Origin of the sequence: Bradyrhizobium oropedii, from assembly GCF_020889685.1 — a bacterium.
In the GTDB taxonomy this organism is placed as follows: Bacteria; Pseudomonadota; Alphaproteobacteria; order Rhizobiales; family Xanthobacteraceae; genus Bradyrhizobium; species Bradyrhizobium oropedii.
The window spans coordinates 1-22,918 of the sequence record NZ_JACMYO010000062.1 but is presented as its reverse complement, the minus strand read 5'-3'; the positions used below and the strand labels follow the sequence as shown (position 1 = coordinate 22,918).

Genomic DNA, 22,918 nt, shown 5'->3' with positions numbered 1-22,918 from the left:
ATCCGGAAAAGTGCGAAGCGGTTTTCCGAAAGGGTCATGCTCAAACAAGGAGCTAAAGCGCGATGACGATTCAACCCAATCTCATCGCGCTTTAGCGGCCCGTCGTCAGCACGACATCCATCGCGCGCGCGAAACCGTCGTTCTCGTTGGTCTCAGTGACATGCGTGGCGCGCGCCTTTACATCATCGCCGGCATTGCCCATCGCAAACGAGATTCCGCTACGCGCGAACATCGACAGATCGTTCTGCATGTCGCCGATCGTAGCGACATTTTCGAGCGGCACGCCGAGACGCTTCGCGATGCCCTCGACGAAGGTTCCCTTGTCGTGGCCGGGCGGGGTGACGTCGAGATAATAGGTCTGCGAGCGGACCGCGGTCGCGTCACGGCCGACCATCTGTTGCATGTCGGCTTCGCAGCGTTGCAGCAGGGGCGCATCCGAGCTGGCGCCGACGATCTTGCAGGCCTGGTCGAGATAGGGTGCGAAATCCTCGACGATGGTCGGGTCATGCTTGATCGCGCGCTTTTCGTGCGCGTTGTACTCGCCATCAGGATTGCGGGTCAGCCAGCGGTCGTTGGTGAACAGCCAGATATCGATGCCGCGCTCGCGGAGCAAATCGATGCAGCGCTTGGCCACGGCCGGGGGGATCACATGCTGCTCGAGCGGCTTCAGTTGCGGATCGACGATCGACGAGCCGTTGAAGGCGCCGATCGGCAGCGTGATCGCGAGCGGCGCGACCAGAAAGCCCATCCCGATGGTCGGCCGGCTGGAGACGATGGTGAAGCCGATGCCGGCTACGTGCAGCCTGCGTACCGCCGTCAGGGCGCCGTCGGTCAAGGTCTTGTCCTTGGTGAGCAGCGTACCGTCGACATCGGATACGACAAGGGCGATGCGGGTCATGAGCGGTCCAGCTTCAATTGAGTGACGATGTCTTCGATGATGGTGTCGACCGATCGGTCGATCGCGACCGTAATCGGGCGTTCGTCCGGCGTCGGCGGCTCCAGCGTCCTGAACTGGCTCGCGAGCAGGCCCGGCGGCATGAAATGGTCCTTGCGCGCGGCCAGCCGCCCGGCGATCAGCTCCTGCGTGCCGTCGAGGAAGACGATCCGGATATCCTGGCGGCCATGCACCAGGATGTCGCGATAGCTGCGCTTCAGCGCGGAGCAGGCGATGACGGCGCGCTCGCGGACGCCGCAGGTGCGGTCGATCTCATGGGCGATCGCGCGCAGCCAAGGCCAGCGATCCTCGTCGGTGAGCGGTTGGCCGGAATGCATCTTCGCGACATTGCTCGGCGGATGAAAGCTGTCGCCGTCCTCGAAGCGCCAGCCGATCCGGATTGCAAGGCGGTCGGCGATGGTGCTCTTGCCCGATCCGGAGACGCCCATCACGACCAGTGCGCAGGGGTTTTGCTCCTCACCCAAGAAGGTCACCCAAGAAGCTCATCAAGAAAATCATCCACGAAAATCCTCCGGCAACGCGGCCTGATCGATCAGCCAGACGGTCTCGCCCAGCGATCGCGCGCGGTTTGCCGGCAGGTTCTCGCCTGCGAACAGGCGCGTCAAGATCGCGCGCTTGTTTTCGCCCGCGACCTCGAACAGCATCTCGCGGCAGGAGGCAAGCGTGGGGAGGGTCAGCGACACCCGCGGCACGAACGGTTCGACATTGGCTTTGGGTACCTCGACCACCCAGCGTTGGGTTTCCTCGACCGCCGGATATCCGGGAAACAGCGAGGCGGTGTGGCCGTCGGGCCCGATGCCCATCAGCACCAGGTCGAACAGCGGCCGCTTCGGATCGAGCTGCTCGGCGCCGTAGAACGCCATCAGCTCGTTCTCGTACAGCGCCGCGCTGACGTCGGGGTCCCTGAGATCGGCGGTATCGGTCGCGATCGGGTGCACATTCGCCGCCGGCGCGCAGCGGTCGAGGAAGGCCTGGCGCGCCATGGCCATATTGTGCAACGGGTCCTTGCGCGGCACCAGACGCTCGTCGCCGATGAACCAGTCGATCCGGTCCCACGGAATCCGCTGGCGATAGTCCGGTGTCGCCAGCAGCTGGTAGAGCGCCTTGGGGCTGGAGCCGCCGGTGAGGCAGATCGCGATCCGGCCGCTGTTCTCGTCGATCCTGGCGATCACCCGCTCGGCGGCCGTCTTCGCCAGTGCTGCCGGATCGGCGACCGTGATGATTGTGCGCTCGCCGGGCGTAGCCATGTCAGCCCAGCTTCCGCCAGCTGCGGCCGTCGCGCGTGAGCAGCGCGTTGGCAGCCTCCGGGCCTTCGCTGCCGGCCTTGTAGGGTTGCAGGCCGCGCCCGCCGGCAGTCTTCCAGGCGTCGATGAAGGGCTGTACCGCCGTCCATCCGGCCTCGACGCTGTCGGCGCGCTGGAACAGCAGATTGTCGCCGATCATGCAGTCATAGATCAGCGTCTCGTAACCGGTCGACGGCTCGGCCTTGAAGTAGTCCTTGTAGCGGAACTTCATCTCGACGCCGTCGATGTTGATGGCCGGGCCCGGCACCTTGGTGTTGAACTGCAGCTCGATGCCTTCGGTCGGCTCGGTGGAGATGACCAGGTAATTCTGCGACAGGCGGTCGACCGCCGTGTCGCGGAACATCGCGAACGGCGCCTGCTTGAACTTGATCGCGATCTCGGTGCGTTTGGTGGTCAGGGCCTTGCCGGTGCGCAGATAGAACGGCACGCCGGCCCAGCGCCAATTGTCAATGGTCAGTTTCAGCGCGGCATAGGTCTCAGTCCAGCTATCGGGCTTGACGTCCGGGGTCTTGAGATAGTCCTCGATCTCGGTGTCGCCGATCCGGCCGGCGTGATACTGGCCGCGCACCGAGTTGGACAATGCTTCCTGCTCGGTCTGGGTCTGGATCGCGCTCAGTACCTCGGCCTTCTCCGAGCGCACCGCATGGGCGTCGAAGCGCGCCGGCGGCTCCATCGTCACCAGCGACAGCAGCTGGAACAGATGGTTCGGCACCATGTCGCGCAGTGCGCCGGTGGCGTCGTAGAAGCTGCCGCGATGGCCGACGCCGAGCTTCTCGTCGACAGTGATCTGGATGTGGTCGATGTGGTTGCGATTCCAGATCGGCTCGAACATGCCGTTGGCAAAGCGCAGCACCAGGATGTTCTGGACGGTTTCCTTGCCGAGGTAATGGTCGATCCGATAGATCTGGTGCTCGTCCATCAGCTTCAGCAGCGCGGCATTCAACGCCCGAGCCGATGCCAGATCGGTCCCGAACGGCTTTTCGATGATCAGTCGCCGCCAGACGCCGTTCTCCGCCAGCATGCCGGTGCGCCCGAGCTGCTCGCTGATCGGCAGGAAGGCCTTTGGCGGGGTCGCGAGATAGAACAGACGGTTGCCGCCGGTGCCGCGCGCCTTCTCGAGCTTGTCGAGTCGTTCATTCATGGCATCGAAAGACCCGGGATCGCTCGGATCGGCTTCGATCGCGGTGACGCATTCGAACAGCCGCTTCGCGATCGCCTCGTCCACGGGACGGGTGGCGAACTTGCGCAACCCTTGCAGCAGGCTGTCGGTCAGCTGCTCGCTCGACATACCCTTGCGAGCGATGCCAACGACGCAGAACTTGTCCGGCAGCAGATTGCCGGCAGCGAGATTGTAGAGCGCCGGGACCACCAGCCGGTGCGTCAGATCACCGGTGGCGCCGAAGACGATGAAGGAGCAAGGGTCGGGTTTCTTCTGCACGTGACCTTCCACGTTCGATTCAAGACTTCTTCGGCGGTTCCTTGTGGCCGCCAAAACCTGCGCGCATCGCCGAGAGGATCTTCTCCGCGAAGGTGTGATCCTTGCGCGAACGGAAGCGCGTGTAGAGCGCGGCCGTCAGCACCTCGGCCGGCACGGCCTCGTCGACCGCGGCATTGACGGTCCAGCGGCCTTCGCCGGAATCCTCGACGAAGCCGGAATAATTGTCGAGCGTCTGGTTCTGCGCCAGCGCCGAAGCGGTGAGGTCGAGCAGCCAGGACGGGATCACGCTGCCGCGCCGCCAGACCTCAGCGATATCGGCGATGTCGAGATCGAAGCGATGCTCCGGCGGCAGCGCCTCGATGTTGGCGTTCTTCAGGATGTCGAAGCCTTCGGCATAGGCCTGCATCAGGCCGTATTCGATGCCGTTGTGGATCATCTTGACGAAATGCCCGGCGCCGATTGGGCCGGCGTGAATGTAGCCCTGTTCGATGCGTGGATCGCGGCCGTCGCGGCCCTGGGTGCGCGGGATGTCGCCGATCCCGGGCGCCAGCGTCTTGAAGATCGGGTCGAGCCGGTCGACCACCGGCTTGTCGCCGCCGATCATCATGCAGTAGCCGCGCTCGATGCCCCAGATGCCTCCGCTGGTGCCGACATCGACGTAATGCAGCCCGCGCTCCCTGAGCGCCTTGCCGCGGCGGACGTCGTCCTGCCAGAAGGTGTTGCCGCCGTCGATGATGACGTCGCCGGGCTGCATCAGCTTCGAGAGCGCCTCGATGGTGGCTTCGGTGATCTTGCCGGCCGGCAGCATCACCCAGGCGGTGCGCGGCGCTTCCAGCTTGAGGACGAAATCCTCCAGCGACGAGGCGCCGGTGGCGTTGTCCGCGACCAGCGCCGCGACTGCCTTGGGGTCCTTGTCATAGACCACGGTGGTGTGGCCCTGGGTCATCAGGCGGCGGACGATGTTGCCGCCCATCCGCCCGAGGCCGATCATGCCGAGTTGCATCGTGGGCCTCCGTCAGTTCAGTGCAGCCGAGATCGCGGCGTCGAGCGCCGCGAGCCCGGAGGTGAGATCGCCCTTGAGATGCACGCGCAGCGCCCGCCGGCCGCGCTCGGTGAGCACGTCGAAATCGCCGCGCGCCTGCGCTGCCTTGATGACGCCGAAGCTCGCCTTCTGGCCAGGCACCGCCAGGTCCTGGGCGTCATCGGTCGTGACCTGCAGGAACACGCCGCTGTCGGGCCCGCCCTTGTAGGCCTGCCCGGTCGAATGCAGGAAGCGCGGGCCGAACTCGGCGCATGTCGCAAGGTGTTTGGCATCGCGGACTTTCAGCCGCATTGCCTGCATGGCGTCGATGGTGTCGCCGTCGCGCTCGATATAGGCGAGCAGGGCGACATAGTCGCCGCGGCCGGAGCGCGACAGATGCGCTCTGATCCAGGAATTGAGATCGCCATTGGCGCCGGCCTTGCGCAGCTCCTCGGCGTTCTGCGCGTCGGTGTAGAGCTCGACGTCATCAGCCGACACCACCGGCTGCTCGGCCGGCAGCGACCCGGTCTTCTCGAACGCCGCCGTCAGCTCGCGCGTCTTGATCTTGGCGGCCTCGACGTCGGGCTGGTTGAACGGGTTGATGCCGAGGATCGAGCCCGCCACTGCGGTCGCGATCTCGAAGCGGAAGAACTCCTGGCCGATATGGCCGATCGACTTCATCACGATGCGAACCACGGGGTGGCCGGCGGCCTCGAGCGCGGCGAGCTTCGCCTCATGCGCGGCGTCGCTCTCACTCTCGGTGCGGAGGTCGATGAAGAAGCGGTCGTTGCCGTAGACCGCGGCGTCGCCGATCGTCTCGCCCTCGATCGGGATCAGGCCCTTGCCGTCCTTGCCGGTCGACTCCGCGATCAGCTGCTCGGCCCAGGCGCCGAAATCGGCGACGTCGGGCGAGGCGAAGATCGTCACTTTGTCGCGGCCTTCGAGCCCGGCGATGCCTATCGCAAGCCCGAGCTGGACGCCCGGGTTCTCTTGCGGCGGCACGTCGGCGCCGCACGAGCGCACCATGGCGAGCGTATGGCCGAGCAGGCTGCGGAGGTCGATGCCTGCGGCTGCCGCCGGCACCAGGCCGAACGGCGACAGCACGGAATAGCGGCCGCCGATCGCGGGATCGCCGTAGAAGATGCGGGCAAAGCCCTGCTTGATCGCGACCTTTTGCAGCGACGAGCCCGGATCGGTGACCGCGATGAAGCGGTGGCCGGCCTTGTCCTTGCCGATCGCTTTCGCCACCCGGTCGAAGAAATAGTCCTTCATCACGTTCGGCTCGGTGGTGCCGCCGGATTTGGAGGAGACGATGAACAGCGTCCTGGCGATGTCGACATACTCCTCCATCGCGCGCACCTGCGCCGGATCGGTGGAGTCGAGCACATGCAGCCGCGGGAAGCCGGACTTGTGCGGGAAGGTCTGGGCCAGCACTTCCGGTCCGAGGCTCGATCCGCCCATGCCGAGCACGACGGCGTCGGTGAAGTTCTGTCCCTTCACGCGCGCTGCGAAGTCCTCGTAGTCGGCGACATCGGCGGAGGCGGCGCTGGTCAGCCAGCCCAGCCATTTGTCCTCGTCGTCGCCGGTCCAGACCGACTTGTCCTTGTGCCAGAGCCGGCGAATCTTGGCCGACGTGCGCCATTCCTCGGTGCTCTTCTCGACGGCCTTCGAAATGGTGGCGCCGAGCGCCAGCTTCTGGTGATCGATGCCGCCGCCGAGCGAGGTGGCGCGCTTGTGGGCCACCGCGCCGTAGAGCTTGTCGGCCGCGTCGGCGAACAGCTTGACGCCGTCCTTCACCAGTTCCTCGGTGATCGCATCGAGCGAAATGCCGGACTTCTCCAGCTCCTCCAGCACGTGGCGGGCGTCCTCGACATTCTCCTCGAGGCTGTCGCGGACCTTGCCGTGATCGCGGAAGGCGTCGAGCGTTGCCGGCGGCACGGTGTTGACGGTGTCGGGGCCGATCAGCTCCTCGACATAGAGGACGTCGCTGTAGTCCTTGTTCTTGGTGCCGGTCGACGCCCACAGCAGCCGCTGCGGCTTGGCACCCTTGGCTGTCAGTCTGTCCCACCGCGGGCCCGAGAACAGGCGCTTGTAGTCCTGGTAGGCAAGCTTGGCATTCGCGATCGCGACCTTGCCCTTCAATGCCGCGAGCCGTTCCTTTTCGTGCGGGTCGTTGGCCTTTGCGATCTTCTCGTCGAGCTGCTTGTCGACGGCGGAGTCGATGCGGCTGACGAAGAAGCTGGCGACGCTCGCCACATGGGAGGGATCGCCGCCCTTGGCGACGTACTTCTCCAGGCCCCTGAGATAGGCCTCGGCGACCTGCCGATAGACCTCCTGCGAGAACAGCAGCGTGATGTTGATGCTGATGCCTTCGCCGATCAGATATTCGATCGCCGGCAGGCCTTCCGGCGTCGCCGGCACCTTGACCATCAGGTTCTTGCGGTGGACGTCCTTCCAGAGCCGCTCGGCTTCCACGATCGTGCCCTTGGTGTCCATGGCGAGATAGGGCGACACTTCGAGGCTGACGAAGCCGTCGCCGCCATGGCTGTGGTCATAGACCGGGCGCAGCACGTCGGCGGCATGCTGGATATCCGCGACGGCAAGATGCTCGAACAGGTCGGCGACCGAGCGGTCGCCCTTCTTGAGGGCCTGGCCGATCGCCCCGTCATACTCGTCCGAGCTGCCGATCGCCTTCTCGAAGATCGAGGGGTTGGACGTCACGCCTTTGACGCCGTCGGTCTCGATCAGCCGCTTCAGGTCGCCCTTGGCGACGAACCCGCGGGCGAGGAAGTCCAGCCAGACGGCCTGGCGGTGATTTTCGAGTGCTTTGACGGGGTTCATGGGTGCCTGTTCTCGTTCGATCGAGGGTCGATTTTTGGGTTCTCGGGCAGCTTTCGGGCGCGGAGGGGGATTGTCAACATGGCTGGTGGCCCGGGCGGAATATCAGTATTCCCAAGGGATAACGCCATTCACAACAGTTCGATCCCCTCGGACGCGGTCCGAGCAGACCCCGAACTCAGCACATTTTTATGACGCGTTGCGGTGCGCGACCGCGCGTCAGGGCCGCAGGTAGAGATAGCCCTGGGATTGCAACTCGGCGAGGCGGACCACGCCGCCGCGCTCGGCGGCGACGAAGCCGGGAAGCAGGTCCTTCAGGCCGATGTTCTGCGATTTCATGGTGTTGCCGCAGGCGGCGAGCTCGATGCCATCCTTGCTGAACTGCCCGACACGCTTGGACAGGTCAGGATTGGCTCCTGACGAATGAAACGCCTTCAGCGCCTGGCCGTGCACCACCAGCGCGATCGTGACATTGCCGGGGCCGCCGACGCCGTCGAGATGGTTCTGGATGTTGCCGATCACGAAACTGACCTTGTCGAGGTCGTCGAGGTGATAGACCATCCTCAGCTTCTGCGGCGATGGTTCGGTGGCGGCAGTCGCCCGCGACGCCGCGAAGGCGGCGCCGATCGCCGAGAGCGTGCCCCACAGGATGCTGCGTCGGTGCATGGCGTCCCTCGCGCAATTATTGTTGACCTGACCAAGCCTATCGCTTGTGCAAGCCTATCACTTGTGACGGAGCGCCGCGAGTTCCTTGCGGTCGGTCACGAGTTCGGCGCATTCGCTCAGGTCCACGCGATCGACGCGGAAGATCTTGTCGTCGGCGCCGGCGAGCAGCTCTTCGCTCGCCTCAACGTCGGGCTTGTTGCGATTCCACATCCTGATGCTGGCGAGGCGTGCGATCGCGGATTTGTCGTCCTTCGACAACGCCACGCTGATACCGCCACCCTCACAATCCACGCCGCATTCGAAGCGGATTTCGTGTCCGGATTCGGTCGCGACCGCGTGGTTGCAGTAGCCGCTGGAGTCGAAATTGCCGGAGCGGTGGCGGTAGGCGACGCCGAGGCGGAACGAGTAGTTGGTGGTCTTGTCTTCCGGTGCGTCTTCGGCCGACACCAGAAGCTTCATCGAACGGACCTTCTGCTTCGGATGCTGCGCCAGATGATTTGCATCGTATCGCCGCACGAAGCAGGCATAGGCTTTCGCGCCGGGCGGGCCTGCGAACATCCTGTTGTCGAGGCGGCTGCCAGGCCCTTGTCGACCGCCTTGTCGACCTCTTCCTGCGCCTGGACGGTCGACGCCGCGCCGGCGCAGGCTGCGGCGGCAAGTGCGACAACAAGAAACGTCTGCTTCATGACCGCCTCGGGAATAGCCTGCGCCTCCAAAGTGTCATCTTTACAGCGCGGCAATGGTGCCGCGCGGAACTGCGCGGGCTCGTTGCCTTAGTCGCGGCGACAAGGAGGCACGTTCAACCTCGTCTGACAGTTTGTTCATGCGAGTCTGTGACGCACGCATCTTGACGCCAAGGCTGGACAGCCACACCTTTTCAGGGAGCCCAACGTTCATCTCCGGATGGGGAAGTTGCCCCGCTCGGATGTCTGCCTCGGAAGCCTGGGCCCCGGTAAACCACGGATGTGGCTGAGGGGTTACAACCGCTAAAATCAGGTTACCAACGGGGGATATTGATGAACCATTAAGCTTCCTGCCTGTTGATAAGGCAGGGGCTGCACGCGCCGTGCATTGCCGAAGTGAGTCGGTCGAGTGTCCAATGGACCCAGCGTGCCGACGCTGATTCGATCCTTGGACGCTCTGGTTACGACTCGTGTCAGTCGTGCGGCGATACATATCGTGGAGAGAGGGATCATGTACAACGATTCTTTGTTCAACGCCTTCGCAAGGTCGTTTGAAGCGCGAAGCCAGACCGACATGTCGATGGCCGAGTATCTGGAGTCGTGTCGAAGTGATCCGATGCGATATGCCAATGCGGCCGAGCGGTTATTAGCGGCAATCGGTGAGCCCCAGATGATCGACACGGCCAAGGACCCACGCCTTGGCCGTATCTTTTTGAACCGTACGATACGTTCGTATCCGGCCTTCGCCGGCTTCTACGGCATGGAGGACACGATCGAGCGGCTGGTCGGCTTCTTCCGTCACGCCGCGCAGGGCCTCGAGGAGCGCAAGCAGATCCTCTACCTGCTCGGGCCGGTCGGCGGCGGCAAGTCGTCGCTCGCCGAGCGCATCAAGGCGCTGATGGAAATTCATCCGATCTACGTGCTGAAGGCGGGTGACGAGCTGTCGCCGGTGTTCGAGAGCCCGCTCGGACTGTTCGATCCGGAGCAGCTCGGGCCGATGATCGAGGAGAAGTACGGCATTCCGCGCCGCCGGCTGAGCGGGCTGATGTCGCCCTGGGCCTACAAGCGGCTCGAATCCTTCGGCGGCGACATCTCGCAGTTCCGCGTCGCGCGCATCCAGCCCTCCCGGCTGCGCCAGATCGCGGTCGCCAAGACCGAGCCCGGTGACGAGAACAACCAGGACATCTCCTCGCTGGTCGGCAAGGTCGACATCCGCAAGCTCGAGACCTATGCCCAGAACGATCCCGACGCCTACAGCTATTCCGGCGGCCTCAACCGCGCCAACCAGGGCGTGCTCGAGTTCGTCGAAATGTTCAAGGCGCCGATCAAGATGCTGCACCCGCTGCTGACCGCGACGCAGGAAGGCAACTACATCGGCACCGAGAACATCGGTGCGATCCCGTTCACCGGCATCATCCTCGCGCACTCCAACGAAGCCGAGTGGCAGAGCTTCAAGACCAACAAGAACAACGAAGCCTTCATCGACCGCATCTGCGTCATCAAGGTGCCGTACTGCCTGCGGGTCGCCGAGGAGCAGAAGATCTACGAGAAGCTGATCCAGACCTCCGAGCTTGCCGCCGCGCCGTGCGCGCCGGCACGCTGGAAACGCTGGCCCGCTTCTCGGTGATGTCGCGCCTGCGCAAGCACGAGAACTCGACGCTGTTTGCCAAGATGCGGGTCTATGACGGCGAGAGCCTGAAGGAGTCCGATCCGAAGGCGCGCAGCGTGCAGGAATACAAGGACGCTGCCGGCGTCGACGAAGGCATGGACGGCGTCTCCACCCGCTTCGCCTTCAAGGTGCTGGCCTCGACCTTCAACCACGACACCACAGAGGTCGGCGCCGACGCGGTGCACCTGATGTATGTGCTGGAGCAGGCGATCCGGCGCGAGCAGCTGGCCGACGAGACCGAGAAGCGCTATCTCGAATTCATCAAGGCCGACCTTGCGCCGCGCTACGCCGAGTTCATCGGCAACGAGATCCAGAAAGCCTATCTGGAATCCTACTCCGACTACGGCCAGAACCTGTTCGACCGCTACGTCGATTATGCCGACGCCTGGATCGAGGATCAGGACTTCAAGGATCCCGACACCGGCCAGCTGATGAACCGCGAGCTGCTGAACCAGGAGCTGACCAAGATCGAGAAGCCGGCCGGCATCGCCAACCCGAAGGACTTCCGCAACGAGGTCGTCAAGTTCTCGCTGCGCTCGCGGGCGCACAACAACGGCAAGAACCCGAGCTGGACCTCCTACGAAAAGGTCCGCGACGTGATCGAGAAGCGGATATTCTCCCAGGTCGAGGATCTGCTTCCGGTGATCTCGTTCGGCTCCAAGAAGGACGGCGAGACCGAGAAGAAGCACGGCGAGTTCGTCGAGCGGATGGTGGAGCGCGGCTATACCGAGCGTCAGGTCCGCCGCCTCGTCGAGTGGTACATGCGGGTGAAGCAGGCCGGCTAGTACACGATCCGGAAAGCCGGCATCGGCTTTCCGTTTCGTCCCGTTCCGTCCCGTCCAAGAAAAATGCGATGCGACTGGTCATGATCGCATCCGGTGAGGCAGATGCAACGTGGTCATGCATATCGTCGATCGGCGGTTGAATCCGGGTAGCAAGAGCCTGGAGAACCGGCAGCGGTTCCTGCGGCGCGCCAAGGCGCTGGTGCAGGGAGCCGTCAAGAAGTCGTCTCAGGACCGGGACATCAAGGATGTCCTGGAGGGCGGCGAAGTGACCATCCCGCTGGACGGCATGGACGAGCCGCGGTTCCGGCGCGAAGGCGGCACGCGCGACATGGTGATGCCGGGCAACAAGAAGTTCGTCGAGGGCGACTGGCTGCAACGCCCGAACCAGGGCGGCGCCAAGGGCTCCGGCGCGGGCGAGGGCGACAGCGAGGACGCCTTCCGCTTCGTGCTCAGCCGCGAGGAGTTCGTCGATCTCTTCCTCGACGACCTCGAATTGCCCGATCTTGCCAAGCGCAAGCTCGCGGAGACCGAGAGCGAGGGGATCCGCCGCGCGGGTTATGCGACATCGGGCTCGCCCGCCAACATCTCGATCAGTCGCACGGTGAGCCGGGCGCTGGCGCGACGCGTGGCGTTGCGCCGGCCGCGCAAGGACGAGATCGAGACGCTCGAGGCGGAGCTTGCAGAGTGCGACGACGAGACGCGCCGCACCGAGTTGCTGGCGCTGCTCGAGGCGCTGAAGGCCAAGGCCAAGCGAATTCCGTTCATCGATCCGATCGATATCCGCTACCGCCGCTTCGAGACGGTGCCGAAGCCGGTGGCGCAGGCCGTGATGTTCTGCCTGATGGACGTCTCGGGCTCGATGTCCGAGCACATGAAGGACCTGGCAAAGCGGTTTTACATGCTGCTCTACGTGTTCCTGAAGCGGCGCTACAAGCACGTCGAGATCGTGTTCATCCGGCACACCGACCGCGCCGAGGAGGTGGACGAGGATACGTTCTTCCATGGGCCGGCTTCCGGCGGCACGCTGGTGTCGAGCGCGCTGGTCGCGATGAACGACATCGTCCGCACCCGCTTCCGTCCCGCCGACTGGAACATCTACGCTGCGCAAGCCTCCGACGGCGACAACATGACCTCGGACAGCGGGCTGACCGGGCAATTGCTGACCGACAAGATTCTGCCGGTCTGCCAGTTCTTCGCCTATCTCGAGGTCGGTGAAGCCGCCAACTATACCTTCGACATGCCGGACTCCTCGCTCTGGACGCTCTATGAGCGCCTGCGCAACGAGGGCCAGCCGCTGTCGATGCGCAAGGTCAGCGAACGCGGCGAGATCTTCCCGGTGTTCCAGGAGCTGTTCAAGCGCCGCAGCAAGCAGGAAAGGGTGTAGCGTGATGGGTTCTTCCGGGGAACTGCTGTTCGATGGCGCCGACTGGGATTTCCAGACCTTGCAGCGGGTTCACGACGCCTGCGAGAAGATCGCGCGCACCGAACTCGGGCTCGACGTCTATCCCAACCAGATCGAGGTGATCACCGCCGAGCAGATGCTCGACGCCTACTCGTCGGTCGGCATGCCGCTGTTCTACAAGCACTGGTCGTTCGGCAAACAGTTCGCCTTCCAGGAAGCGTCCTACCGCAAGGGCCTGATGGGCCTCGCCTATGAGATCGTGATCAATTCCTCGCCGTGCATCTCCTATTTGATGGAAGAGAACACGGCGACGATGCAGACGCTGGTGATCGCGCACGCGGCGTTCGGGCACAATCACTTCTTCAAGAACAACTATTTGTTCAAGCAGTGGACCGATGCCGAGGGCATCCTCGACTATCTCGAATTCGCCAAGGGTTACATCGCAGTCTGCGAGGACCGTCATGGCCGCGAGACGGTCGAGCGCACGCTTGACGCCGCGCATGCGCTGATGTCGCATGGCGTCGATCGCTATCCCGGAAAGAAGACGCTCGATTTGCGTGCCGAGGAGAAGCGGGCCGGCGAGCGCCGGCAGCACGAGGAGGCCGTGTTCAACGATTTGTGGCGGACGGTGCCGAACACCAAGGCCAAGAGCAAGGCCGCGCTCACCGCCGAGCGCCGCCGCGCCCTGCTCGGTCTGCCGCAGGAGAACATCCTCTATTTTCTCGAGAAGACCGCGCCGCGCCTTGCACCCTGGCAGCGCGAGCTCATTCGCATCGTGCGCCACATCGCGCAGTACTTCTACCCGCAGGGTCAGACCAAGGTGATGAACGAGGGCACCGCGACCTACACCCATTACCGCATCATGAACCGGCTGCATCAGCAGGGCCGGATCACCGACGGAAACTTCCTCGAATTCCTGCAGTCGCACACCAATGTGGTGTTCCAGCCCGAGTTCGATGACCGCCGCTATTCCGGCTTCAATCCCTATGCGCTCGGCTTCGCCATGATGCAGGACATCGAGCGGATCGTGAAGAATCCGGAAGACGAGGACCGTGACTGGTTCCCTGACATCGCCGGCAAGGGTGACGTCGAGGGCGTGCTGCGCGAGATCTGGAGCAACTATCGCGACGAGAGCTTCATCAACCAGTTCCTCAGTCCGGCATTGATCCGGCGCTTCCGCATGTTCCATCTGCACGACGACCCCGCCGAAAGCCAGGGGATCAAGGTCGATGCGATCCATGACGAACGTGGCTACCGCCGGGTTCGTCGTGAGCTGGCGCGGCAATACGACGTCGGGTTCGTCGATGCCAATATCGAGGTCGTGGATGTCGATCTCGACGGCGATCGCCGCCTGATGCTGCGCCACACCACCGTGAAGGGCGCTCAGCTCAACGAGACCGACACACGGCGCGTGCTGCAGCATCTCGCCGATCTTTGGACCTACGACGTCGCGCTGACCGAAGTCGACGGTACCGATAAGGTGCTGAAGGAATACGTCGTCAGTCCGCGCGCGGCAGCGGTCGCGGCTTGAGGATGACGCTCTCGCTGACCTGAGCGCGGCGCAGCCCGCCGCGCGGAATGCAGATCTTGCTCGGTGAACCTTCGCGTCCGGCGAAGGCTCACATCATGAACATCCCGGCAACATTGCAGGCTTTGAAAACACATCACGTTCCGTGCGCGAACGTGATTGCCGGCATGCGGAAATTCCGCGGCGGCTTTCTTGGTGATTGCCTGCTCCGGCGCGATTGATAATGTGCGCCGCGTCAAGAAAACCAAGAAAAGGATATGCTCTTGTCAACTCGCTCTTGCCTGGCGGGCCTGCTCGCCTTCACCGTGCTCACGGCCGCCTCGATCGCGCCATCCATCGCAGCCGAAAGCGCGATCAGAATAGGAAACACCGCGCCCTACAGCGGTCCGGCGTCCGCCTACGGCACCATCGCGCGCGCCGAAGCCGCGTATTTCCAGATGCTCAACGATCAGGGCGGCATCAACGGCCGCAAGATCGACTTCGAGAGTCTCGACGACGCCTATTCGCCGTCGAAGACGGTCGAGCAGACGCGCAAGCTCGTCGAGCAGGACGAGGTGCTCGCGATCTTCAGCGCTGTCGGCACCGCGCCCAATATCTCCGTGCAGAAGTACCTGAACATCAAGAAAGTGCCGCAGTTGTTCGTGTCCTCGGGCGCGACGCGCTGGAACGATCCGAAGCAATTCCCGTGGACGGTCGGTTTCAATCCAACCTACGAGCTCGAAGGTCGGCTCTACGCAAAATACATCCTGAAGACCAAGCCGGATGCGAAGATCGCGGTGATCACGCCGAACGAGGACGCCGGCAAGGATTATCTCAGGGGTTTCAAGGACGGGCTTGGTGAGCATGTCGGCCAGATCGTGGCCGAGACCACCTACCTCACGACCGACCCGACCATCGATTCCCAGATGGTGACGATGCGCGAGTCTGGCGCGGACGTGTTCTTCGCCGAAGCGACCCCGAAATTCGCGGCGCAGGCGTTGCGCAAGGCGGCGAGCATGGGCTGGAAGCCGTTGACCATCCTGCCGACTGTCTCCAACTCGGTCTCGGCGGTGCTCGAGCCGGCCGGGCTCGAGAATGTGATCGGGGTCGTGACCGGCCTCTATCTGAAGGACCCGACCGATCCGCGCTGGGCCGACGATCCCGCGCAGAAGGAGTTTGCGGCCTGGATGAAGAAGTATCAGCCGAACGCGAGGGCAGGTGATCTCTTCAACGTGCAGGGCTACACGGTCGCGCAAGTCATGACGGCGGTGCTGAAGAACTGCAACGGCGACTACAGCCGCGACAACATCATCAAGCAGGCGACCAACCTGAAGGCGCTGGAACTGCCGATGCTGCTGCCGGGCATCAAGGTGCAGACCGAGCCCGACAATGTGACGCCGATCCGACAGATCCAGATGGCACGGTTCGACGGCAAGTCCTGGGCACTGTTCGGCGACGTGCTGAGCGACAAGTAGTCGTCACCAACTCCGCTGTCGTCCCTGCGAAAGCAGGGACCCATACGCCGTGCCCTCTGTTGTGAACGGGACTCGTTGTTCCAGCGCAGCTCGACAATCTGCATCGGTGGTTATGGGTCCCTGCTCCCGTGCGCAATTGCGCACTAGGCAGGGACGACATAGAGTTTGCTGCACAAGTAGCCGACTAAACGCAAACCGGGCCTTCCGGTGGAACGGAAGGCCCGGTCTGTAACCGAATTCGAATTTACCGCAAGCTGGCGTTGATCTTGTCCAGCACGGCCGAGCCGGGGCAGAGCGCCTGTTCGTCCAGCGTGTTGAGCGGCGTCTCGACGGTGTCGAGATGGGTGTGCAGATCCTCGGCCTCCGGATCGACATAGAGCAGGCCGGTGACGATCTGGCCCTTGGCCGCATGCTTCTGCAGGAAGGTCATCGCGCCGAGCCGATCATGCGGATCGTAGTCGGCGTCGAGCTTGCGCAGCGCGAGCCGCGAGCCGTCATGCTGCTCGACCACCTGCACGGTGCCGGGCGCATAGTCGACGCTGATCGGATCGCGGCCGACCAGCACGTCGAGCCGGTTCACCGCGTCATTGTGCTCGCGCACATAATCGAAGCTCTTGGTCGAGCCGGCGTGGTTGTTGAAGGCGATGCACGGGCTGATCACGTCGATGAAGGACGCGCCTTTATGGCGGATCGCAGCGGCAATCAAGGGAACCAATTGCGTCTTGTCGCCGGAGAAGCTGCGCGCCACGAAGGTGGCCCCGAGTTGCAGCGCGATTGCGACCAGGTCGATCGCGTTGTCGGTGTTGGTGACGCCCTTCTTGGACTTCGAGCCGCGGTCGGCGGTCGCAGAGAACTGGCCCTTGGTCAGGCCGTAGACGCCGTTGTTCTCGACGATATAGGTCATGTTGACGGCGCGCCGGATCGAATGCGCGAATTGGCCGAAGCCGATCGAGGCGCTGTCGCCGTCGCCGGAAACGCCGAGATAGATCAGGTCGCGGTTGGCGAGGTTGGCGCCGGTCAGCACCGACGGCATGCGGCCATGCACCGAGTTGAAGCCGTGCGAGTTGCCGAGGAAATAGTCCGGGGTTTTCGACGAGCAGCCGATGCCGGAAATCTTCGCCACCCGATGCGGCTCGATCGACAGCTCGTAGCAGGCCTCGATGATCGAGGCGGTGATCGAATCGTGGCCGCAGCCGGCGCACAGGGTCGAGATCTTCCCCTCGTAGTCGCGGTGGGTATAGCCCAGCTCGTTCTTCTTCAGGCCGGGATGATGAAATTTCGGCTTTGCTATGTAGGTCATGTCACGGCCTTGCGGAGAGGGGTCACCTTGAGATGATCCTGGTGGTCGCCGATCGCGTTGGCGATGAAGCGCGCGGTGATCGGCGTGCCGTCATAGTGCAGGATCGGCACCAGCCTGACCGGGTCGATGCCGTTCTCGTTGACGATCAGCTGACGGAGCTGCGCGTCGCGGTTCTGCTCGACCACGTAGACGAAGTCGTGATCGGCGATGAAGCTCGCGACGCTGGAGTGGAACGGGAAGGCGCGGATGCGCATGCGGTCGAGCTGATGGCCGCGGGCCTCCAAAATCCCGATCGCCTCGTCCATCGCGGGCGAGGTCGAGCCGAAATAGAGCACGCCATACTTGGTCGGCTTTGCCGCATTGGCCTGCAACGGCCGCGGCACCATGTCCTGCGCGGTCTCGAACTTGCGTACCAGGCGCTGCATGTTGTCGGCGTAGACGGCGCCTTCCTCGGAATAGCGCGCGTAACGGTCGCGCGAGGTGCCGCGGGTGAAGTAGGAGCCCTTGGTCGGATGCGTGCCGGGATAGGTGCGATAGGGGATGCCGTCGCCGTCGACGTCGAGGTAGCGGCCGAAGTCGCGGCCTTCCTCGAGCATCTCCGCCGTCATCACCTTGCCGCGGTCATATTGCTTCGCGTCATCCCACTTCAGCGGGCGGCACAGCCGGTGATTCATGCCGATGTCGAGATCGAGCATCAGGAAGATCGTGGTCTGCAGCCGCTCGGCGAGATCAAAGGCAGCGGCAGCGAACTCGAACGCCTCGGCCGGATCCTCCGGGAACAGCAGCACGTGCTTGGTGTCGCCGTGCGAGGCATAGGCGCAGGCGATCACGTCGCATTGCTGGGTGCGGGTCGGCATGCCGGTCGAGGGGCCGGCGCGCTGGATGTTCATGATCACGGCCGGGATCTCGGCGAAATAGGACAGGCCGATGAACTCGGTCATCAGCGAGATGCCCGGACCCGAGGTCGCGGTGAAAGCCCGCGCACCGTTCCAGGAGGCGCCGATCACGATACCGATCGAGGCGAGCTCGTCCTCACCCTGCACGATCGCGTATTTCGCCTTGCCGGTCTCGGGATCGTGGCGATACTTCTTGCAATGGCTGGTGAAGGCTTCGGCCACCGACGATGACGGCGTGATCGGATACCAGGCGCACACCGTGGCGCCGCCATAGACGGCGCCGAGCGCGGCCGCGCTGTTGCCCTCGATGAAGATACGATCGCCGACCTTGTCGGACTTCTTCACCCTGAGCCCGATCGGGCATTTCAGGTTCTGCAGCGCCCAGTCACGGCCGAGATGCAGCGCATGGACGTTGGAGGAGAGCAGCTTCTCCTTGCCCTTGTACTGCTCGCCGATCAGCTGCTCGACAAGCTTGGGATCGAGGTCGAGCAGCGCGCAGAGCGCGCCGAGATAGATGATGTTCTTGAACAGCTGGCGCTGCCTGGGATCGGTGTAGGTCGAGTTGGTGATCGCGGTCAGCGGCACGCCGATCACCGTGATGTCCTCGCGGAATTTCGACGTCGGCATCGGCTTGGTCGAATCATAGAACAGATAGCCGCCGGGCTGGATCGAGGCGACGTCCTTGTCCCAGGTCTGCGGATTCATCGCCACCATCATGTCGACAGCGCCGCGAGCGCCGAGATGGCCGTCCTCGGTGACGCGCACCTCATACCAGGTCGGCAGCCCCTGGATGTTGGAGGGGAAGATGTTGCGCGGCGACACCGGCACGCCGTGGCGCAGGATCGAACGTGCGAACAGCTCGTTGGCGGAAGCCGAGCCCGAACCGTTGACGTTGGCGAAACGGACGACGAAGTCGTTTACGCTGCTGATCGGGCTTTGGACTGACATGTTGATCCCGCTTGAACCATATCGATGAGGTACTTCTGCATGTCCCAGGCGCCGGTCGGGCAGCGCTCGGCACACAGTCCGCAATGCAGGCAGACGTCTTCGTCTTTCACCATGACGCGGCCGGTCTTCAGGTCGCCGGAGACGTAGAGCGCCTGGTCGTGATGCGGCGAGGGCGCCTTCAGCCGCTGCCGCAAATCATCCTCCTCGCCGTTCTCGGTGAAGCTGATGCAGTCCATCGGACAGATGTCGACGCAGGCGTCGCATTCGATGCAGAGCGGCGCGGCAAACACCGTCTGCACGTCGCAGTTCAGGCAGCGCTCCGCTTCGCCGAGCGCGAGCTTGAGGTCGTAGCCCAGCTCGACCTCGGCGCGGATGTCCTTCAGCGCGATCACCTTGTCGCGATGCGGCACCTTGAAGCGCTTGTCAGTGGAGATGTCGTTGTCGTAGCTCCACTCGTGGATGCCCATCTTCTGCGAGGAAACATGCACCTCGGGCAGCGCGCGCTCGTTGATGTCCTCGCCGGACAGCATCTTGTGAATGGAGAGCGCGGCGTCGTGGCCGTGCGCCACCGCCCAGATGATGTTCTTCGGCCCGAACGCAGCGTCGCCGCCGAAGAACACCTTGGGATTGGTCGAGACGAACGTCTTGGTGTCGACCTTCGGCATGTGCCACTTGTCGAATTCAATGCCGCAATCGGCTTCGATCCAGGGGAACGCATTCTCCTGGCCGACCGCAACGAGCACATCGTCGCAGGGGATGGTCTCGTCCGGCTCGCCCGAGGGCACCAGATTGCGCCGGCCCTTGGCGTCGTACTCCGCCTTCACCTTCTGGAAGATCACGCCGATCAGCTTGCCGGCCACATGCTTGAACGCCACCGGAACCATGTAGTTGAGGATCGGGATGTCCTCATGGAGGGCGTCTTCCTTCTCCCACGGCGAAGCCTTCATCTCCTCGAAGCCGGAGCGGACGACCACCTTGACGCTCTCGCCGCCGAGGCGGCGCGCGGTGCGGCAGCAATCCATCGCGGTGTTGCCGCCGCCGAGCACGATGACGCGGCGGCCGATCTTTTCGACGTGGCCGAAGGACACGTTGGCCAGCCACTCGATGCCGATATGGATGTTGGCGGCGGCCTCCTTGCGGCCGGGAATGTCGAGCTCGCGGCCGCGCGGCGCGCCGCTTCCGACGAAGATCGCGTCATAATTCTCGGAGAGCAGCTGCTTCAGGCTGTCGATGCGCTGGCCGCCCTTGAACTCGACGCCGAGGTCGAGGATGTAGTCGGTTTCCTCGTCGATCACGCTGTCGGGCAGGCGGAATTTCGGGATCTGGCTGCGCATCATGCCGCCGGCCTTGGGATCGCCGTCGAACACGGTGCAGTGATAGCCGAGCGGGGCGAGATCGCGCGCCACGGCGAGCGAGGCGGGGCCGCCGCCGACCAGTGCGACGCGCTTGCCGTTCTTCGGACCCGGCTTCGGCAGGCGATGCTTGATGTCGTCCTTGAAGTCGGCGGCGACGCGCTTCAGGCGGCAGATCGCGACCGGATTGTCCTCGACGCGGCCGCGGCGGCACGCCGGCTCGCATGGACGGTCACAGGTGCGCCCGAGAATGCCGGGGAACACGTTGGACTTCCAATTGATCATGTAGGCGTCGCTGTAACGCCCCTCAGCAATCAACCGGATGTACTCGGGAACGGGGGTGTGTGCGGGGCAGGCCCATTGGCAATCGACTACTTTATGAAAGTAATCCGGCGCCGAGATATCAGTCGGTTTCATTCCTACCTTTGACCCGCGCGAAAATGCCTGACCGCGCGGCCTTATCGTTGACGACGAACGCTCACGTGGCGTTGTTCTGGTTTTTGAATTGGATCATAGGTTTATCTTATTAGAGCCGTTCCAGAGAAGGCAAAGGCTAAATTGTCCGATCATCTGCTTTCGCGCGGCTGATGTGCGCTCAGCGTTAATCTCGTTTTCGTTATGTGGCGGTGCAGCATGACTGCACCGCCAAAGCGCGCTTCAAGCCGCGCTTGTTACGCGCGCGGAAGATCGCTCTTGGCGATATCCCACAACAGCCTGTAGACGCCGCTGGTGACCACGAACTGCTTCAAGGCAGCGTTGCCGGTGATGGCCGTTGCGGCCGCAGGGACTGCGCCAACGTCAGTGGCGTCGATCAGTACGAACCAGTCGCCGGCGCCGGGATCGGCTTTGTCGGCGTCCGGTGTCAGCGGCTTCGACAGCACGGGATCGTTCTCCAAAAGGTGCATCGAGATGATGCCGTCGCGCGCGGCGGGATCGAGTTGCTCCCGCAATGCAGCGCGGAGTTTGTCCGCGCCGTCGGCCGGCGGGCGCAGGCGGATGATGCCGAGCGCGGCGCCGCGGCCGACGCCGCGGCTGATCGTGATGCGGGAGACCCCGCGGATCATGTTCTGGAAGCGCGCGATGTTGGCCTTCGACCAGTCGGTCTGGCTGGCGAGCGCCTTGCGGTAGGCCGGGCTCTCGAGCACGTCGAAGGTCGCGGTCGAGTAGAGGCTGAGATATTTCGGCCTGCCGTCATGGGCGATGTAGCGGCGGGCTTCCAGGAATCCGTCGATCGCGACTCGTTCTTCGAGATGCTCGCGGTCGTACCAGAGATTGAATTCAGCTTCGTGTAAGCTGTCGATATCCATCGACGTCAGCAGCATGCCTTGTCCGGCGATTGGCATCGAGTGCTCCCTTTTTGCCTGTTTTATCTGCATAATATCGCCGAACGGCGCTGGTCAGGGAAGCGGGGTCCGGGGCGGCAAGGACGGCTCAGACCAAGGATTGCCACAATTGCCGCAATCCTGTTCAGCGCGTATTCACGGAAGTAGCATTTCCATCCGTTACGCCAACTCTTGAGAAGAAAAGGGACGACCACTATGGCGCGCATTCTGTGGGCATTGATCGTCGGTCTGGTGTCGCTTGCGTCGCTTCCCGTGCATGCGCAGGACCAGGAGAAACGCCTTGCGCTCGTCGTCGGCAACGGCGCCTATCAGGCGAGCGCGTTGCAGACCGCCGCGAACGACGCCGGGTTGATCGCGCAAACGCTGCAGGCCGCCGGCTTCGACGTGATCGGGGCACGCGATCTCGACAGCGAGACGCTCCGCAAGTCGTTCCGCGATTTCATCCAGAAGGTGCAGGACGCGGGGCCCAACGCCGTGGCCTTCGTCTACCTCGCCGGCTACGGCGTGCAGCTCACCGGCGAGAATTACTTCGTGCCGGTGGATGCCAAGATCGCCCGCGACACCGACGTGCCGGTCGAGGCGATTCGCCTCTCCGATTACAGCCATCAGCTGTCGGCGCTGCCGATCAAGGCCGGCGTGATTGTGCTCGATGCGGCGCGCAGCAATTCCTTCGCCAAGGACGGCCAGCCGCTGGCCGGCGGCCTTGCGCTGGTCGATCCCGATCCGAAGATGCTGATCGCTTTCAATTCGGCGCCCGGCACCGTCGCCCCCGACGGTGCGCCGCCTTACGGACCCTACGCGCAAGCGCTGGCGGAGATGATTCGCGCCGGCGGCCTGACCTTGCCCGAGGTGTTCGACCGCGTCCGCCTGCGCGTCAACGAGATGACCAAGGGCGCCGAGATCCCGTGGAATGCGCAGAAGGTCGACGCGCCCTTCATGTTCTTCGAGCGCAAGCCGGATGCGCCGCCGCAGCAGGTCGACGCCGGACTGCGCACCAAGCCGATCCGCGATTTCCCGGCCCAGGATGCCTATGCCGCGGCGCTGGAGCGCGACACGCTGCAAGGCTACGAGGACTATCTGCAGGCCTACCCGACCGATCCGTTGGCCAAGCGCGTGCGCGCGATCGTGGCGGCGCGGCGCGAGGCCATCACCTGGCGGCGCACCTACAACGCCGACACGGCTGATGCGTATTGGTCGTACCTGCGGCGCTATCCGCGCGGGCCGCATGCTTACGACGCAAGGCGCCGGCTCTCCTATCTGTCGGCCGCGCTGGAGCCGCCGCCGCAGTTCGCGGCGATCGATTATGACGTGCCGCCGCCGCCGCCCGACGAGATCG

The 22,918-nt window shown here is 63.8% G+C and carries 16 protein-coding genes and 2 pseudogenes; 6 read left to right on the top strand and 12 right to left on the bottom strand.

Annotated elements, in window-relative coordinates:
• Nucleotides 1–91: 91 nt before the first annotated feature.
• The 8 genes and pseudogenes from H8A95_RS19000 to H8A95_RS18965 form a co-directional block, all read right to left on the bottom strand.
• Nucleotides 92–898, bottom strand: a complete 807-nt coding sequence (locus H8A95_RS19000) for an HAD family hydrolase (RefSeq protein WP_229184500.1) — start codon at nucleotides 896–898, stop codon at nucleotides 92–94.
• Nucleotides 895–1,383 (bottom strand): gluconokinase, encoded by a 489-nt coding sequence (locus tag H8A95_RS18995; protein ID WP_229184512.1) that lies wholly within the window; start codon nucleotides 1,381–1,383, stop codon nucleotides 895–897. Before H8A95_RS18995 ends, H8A95_RS19000 begins: the two co-directional genes overlap by 4 nt.
• A 66-nt stretch (nucleotides 1,384–1,449) precedes the next feature.
• The gene (gene pgl, locus H8A95_RS18990) at nucleotides 1,450–2,202 is read right to left on the bottom strand and encodes a 6-phosphogluconolactonase (protein ID WP_229184499.1); all 753 of its coding nucleotides are present in this window, start codon (nucleotides 2,200–2,202) and stop codon (nucleotides 1,450–1,452) included.
• Between the two features lies 1 nt (nucleotide 2,203).
• On the bottom strand, nucleotides 2,204–3,697 hold the full coding sequence (gene zwf, locus H8A95_RS18985; protein WP_229184497.1) for a glucose-6-phosphate dehydrogenase: 1,494 nt from the start codon (nucleotides 3,695–3,697) through the stop codon (nucleotides 2,204–2,206).
• A 19-nt stretch (nucleotides 3,698–3,716) separates the two neighbouring features.
• Entirely contained in the window at nucleotides 3,717–4,700 is a 984-nt protein-coding gene (gene gnd, locus H8A95_RS18980; RefSeq protein WP_229184496.1) for a phosphogluconate dehydrogenase (NAD(+)-dependent, decarboxylating), read from the bottom strand.
• A 12-nt stretch (nucleotides 4,701–4,712) separates the two neighbouring features.
• A complete protein-coding gene (locus H8A95_RS18975; protein ID WP_229184495.1) occupies nucleotides 4,713–7,559 on the bottom strand; it encodes a bifunctional transaldolase/phosoglucose isomerase in 2,847 nt (948 codons plus the stop codon).
• A 216-nt stretch (nucleotides 7,560–7,775) separates the two neighbouring features.
• A complete protein-coding gene (locus H8A95_RS18970) occupies nucleotides 7,776–8,222 on the bottom strand; it encodes a DsrE family protein (protein WP_229184494.1) in 447 nt (148 codons plus the stop codon).
• Nucleotides 8,223–8,279: 57 nt separating this feature from the next.
• Nucleotides 8,280–8,908, bottom strand: a pseudogene (locus H8A95_RS18965) (hypothetical protein).
• A 508-nt stretch (nucleotides 8,909–9,416) separates the two neighbouring features.
• Here H8A95_RS18965 and H8A95_RS18960 point away from each other — a divergent pair.
• The 5 genes and pseudogenes from H8A95_RS18960 to H8A95_RS18940 all read left to right on the top strand — a co-directional run bounded on the left by H8A95_RS18960 (nucleotide 9,417) and on the right by H8A95_RS18940 (nucleotide 15,743).
• A pseudogene (locus tag H8A95_RS18960) lies at nucleotides 9,417–11,359 on the top strand (PrkA family serine protein kinase).
• Nucleotides 11,360–11,474: 115 nt separating this feature from the next.
• The gene (locus H8A95_RS18955; protein ID WP_229184511.1) at nucleotides 11,475–12,743 is read left to right on the top strand and encodes a YeaH/YhbH family protein; all 1,269 of its coding nucleotides are present in this window, start codon (nucleotides 11,475–11,477) and stop codon (nucleotides 12,741–12,743) included.
• 4 nt (nucleotides 12,744–12,747) lie between these two features.
• Nucleotides 12,748–14,292: a SpoVR family protein gene (locus H8A95_RS18950; RefSeq protein ID WP_229184493.1), complete on the top strand. Its 1,545-nt coding sequence runs from the start codon at nucleotides 12,748–12,750 to the stop codon at nucleotides 14,290–14,292.
• 47 nt (nucleotides 14,293–14,339) lie between these two features.
• Nucleotides 14,340–14,510 (top strand): hypothetical protein, encoded by a 171-nt coding sequence (locus tag H8A95_RS18945; RefSeq protein ID WP_229184492.1) that lies wholly within the window; start codon nucleotides 14,340–14,342, stop codon nucleotides 14,508–14,510.
• A 36-nt stretch (nucleotides 14,511–14,546) separates the two neighbouring features.
• On the top strand, nucleotides 14,547–15,743 hold the full coding sequence (locus H8A95_RS18940) for an ABC transporter substrate-binding protein (RefSeq protein WP_420839427.1): 1,197 nt from the start codon (nucleotides 14,547–14,549) through the stop codon (nucleotides 15,741–15,743).
• Nucleotides 15,744–15,987: 244 nt separating this feature from the next.
• Here the strand turns inward: H8A95_RS18940 and H8A95_RS18935 are convergent, their stop codons facing one another.
• From H8A95_RS18935 to H8A95_RS18920, 4 genes are all read right to left on the bottom strand, one after another.
• Complete coding sequence (locus H8A95_RS18935) at nucleotides 15,988–17,043, bottom strand: 2-oxoacid:ferredoxin oxidoreductase subunit beta (protein ID WP_194459507.1); 1,056 nt, start codon at nucleotides 17,041–17,043, stop codon at nucleotides 15,988–15,990.
• Nucleotides 17,040–18,887 carry a 2-oxoacid:acceptor oxidoreductase subunit alpha gene (locus tag H8A95_RS18930; protein ID WP_229184490.1) on the bottom strand — a complete coding sequence of 616 codons (1,848 nt, stop codon included), beginning with the start codon at nucleotides 18,885–18,887 and terminating at the stop codon, nucleotides 17,040–17,042. The genes H8A95_RS18935 and H8A95_RS18930 overlap by 4 nt, the downstream gene beginning before the upstream one ends.
• On the bottom strand, nucleotides 18,857–20,656 hold the full coding sequence (locus H8A95_RS18925) for an FAD-dependent oxidoreductase (RefSeq protein ID WP_229184489.1): 1,800 nt from the start codon (nucleotides 20,654–20,656) through the stop codon (nucleotides 18,857–18,859). Before H8A95_RS18925 ends, H8A95_RS18930 begins: the two co-directional genes overlap by 31 nt.
• A 254-nt stretch (nucleotides 20,657–20,910) precedes the next feature.
• Nucleotides 20,911–21,582, bottom strand: coding sequence for a DUF4286 family protein (locus H8A95_RS18920; protein ID WP_229184488.1), 672 nt, complete (start codon nucleotides 21,580–21,582; stop codon nucleotides 20,911–20,913).
• Between the two features lie 195 nt (nucleotides 21,583–21,777).
• Here H8A95_RS18920 and H8A95_RS18915 point away from each other — a divergent pair.
• On the top strand, nucleotides 21,778–22,918 hold a 1,141-nt coding region (locus H8A95_RS18915; RefSeq protein WP_229184487.1), incomplete at its 3' end, for a caspase family protein.